This is a genomic window from Gammaproteobacteria bacterium (assembly GCA_035279405.1).
Classification (GTDB): domain Bacteria; phylum Pseudomonadota; class Gammaproteobacteria; order Natronospirales; family REEB76; genus REEB76.
In genome coordinates this window covers 1-1,530 of the sequence record DATEHU010000032.1, presented here as the reverse complement: position 1 = coordinate 1,530, position 1,530 = coordinate 1, and the positions used below count along the sequence as shown (strand labels likewise).

The window sequence follows — 1,530 nt, the reverse complement described above, 5'->3', positions numbered from 1 at the left end:
CACAATTGGTACATGAGCACCCAACGCAAGGCCAAAGCGCAAAAGAGCCTGTGGGAAGGCGTGGTGGATTTAGACGTGCGAGCGCTGTGGGAACCCTGGATGATCGAGGCGGACGGGCTGCTGGAAGACGAGGAACTGATCGAGGTGGTCTTCGAAGCTCAGGGTCAGCGGCACACCCACAGCGCCACAAGCGGCCGCGCGCAAACGCCCGCCGAGACCGTATTGCGGCTGCTTTTGCTGAAGCATGTGCGCAACTGGAGCTTCGACACATTAGAGCGCGAGGTAACGCTGAACCTGGCCTATCGCGATTTCGCGCGCATCGGGCTGAACAAGGTTCCCGACGCCAAGACTCTGGCGCGGATCGCGCAGGCGTTGGGTGGAGAAGTGATCGCGCAGCTGCATGAGCGGCTGGTGGCGTTGGCGCAGGAGCACGGCGTGGTGAGGGGCCGGAAGATGCGCGTGGACACCACGGTGGTGGAGACCAATATCCACTACCCGACCGATTCCAGCCTGCTGGGCGATGGGGCACGCGTTCTGACGCGGACCATGAAAAAGGTCGAGCAGCAAGCCGGAAAGCTGAAGCGCAGAGTCCGCGATCGGACGCGCAGCGTCAACAAGAAGGTGATCGCCATCGCCACTGCCAGCCGGTACAGGGGAGAGGCGGGCGAGCAGAAACGCCGGAAGGAATATCGCGGACTGCTGCGGCTCACACGCCAGATCCTGAACGACACGCGGCGCGTCCTCGGAGAGATCGAACGCCGGCGCAAGCCCGGCTTGCGGGCCTTACGGGAACAACTGACTACGATGTCGGAGCGTGTGAGGCAAGTAGTGAAGCAGGCAAACGCGCGCATCTTCGACGGTGTCACGCAACTACCCGGCAAAATCGTCAGCCTGTTTGAGCCGCACAGCGAAATCATCCGCAAAGGCAAGGCCAGCAAGCCGACTGAGTTCGGCAAGCTGGTGCAGGTGGCTGAAGCCGAGAACCAGATCGTGACGCACTATGACGTCTTTGACCACAGGCCGAGCGACCGCGAACTGCTGACTGACGCAGTGGCCGAACACTGCAGGCGACTGGGGCGCGCGCCGCAGCTGGTGACGGCTGACGCCGGTTATTACGCGCAACGTCACGAGCAAGCCGTCGAACAGATGGGCGTGAAGCGGATCGCGGTGCCGAACCGAAACACCCGAAGCGCGGAACGCAAAGCAGTGGAGAGGAGTCGATGGTTCAGGAAAGCACAGGCCTGGAGGACCGGATGTGAAGGCCGCATCAGCGTACTGAAACGACGACACGGATTGCGACGCTGCCTGTATCGCGGCGTGGACGGCATGAAACGATGGGTGGGACTCGGCGTCCTAGCCGATAACCTGATCAACATGGGAAAGGTGATGGCAGCCCGTGGGTAGCGATCGGAAGCAAACGAGGACTGCCGCAACGAAGCCACGGCCGGAAACGCCCACTCCCGCATCGCCCGTTTCATCGGCAGCAAGATCAGGGCTGCCCCGATTCACCTATTTTGCGACGGAAAGTAG

General features: G+C 62.0%; 1 protein-coding gene. It reads left to right on the top strand.

Annotation, left to right across the window (positions count from 1 at the left end):
- Positions 1–12 precede the first annotated feature (12 nt).
- Positions 13–1,404 (top strand): ISNCY family transposase, encoded by a 1,392-nt coding sequence (locus VJR90_06575; GenBank protein HKV97132.1) that lies wholly within the window; start codon positions 13–15, stop codon positions 1,402–1,404.
- Positions 1,405–1,530: the final 126 nt, after the last annotated feature.

Excerpts from the sequence above, each read along its gene's own strand:
- VJR90_06575 (HKV97132.1), top strand. The coding sequence starts at position 13 with ATGAGCACCCAACGCAAGGCCAAAGCGCAAAAGAGCCTGTGGGAAGGC.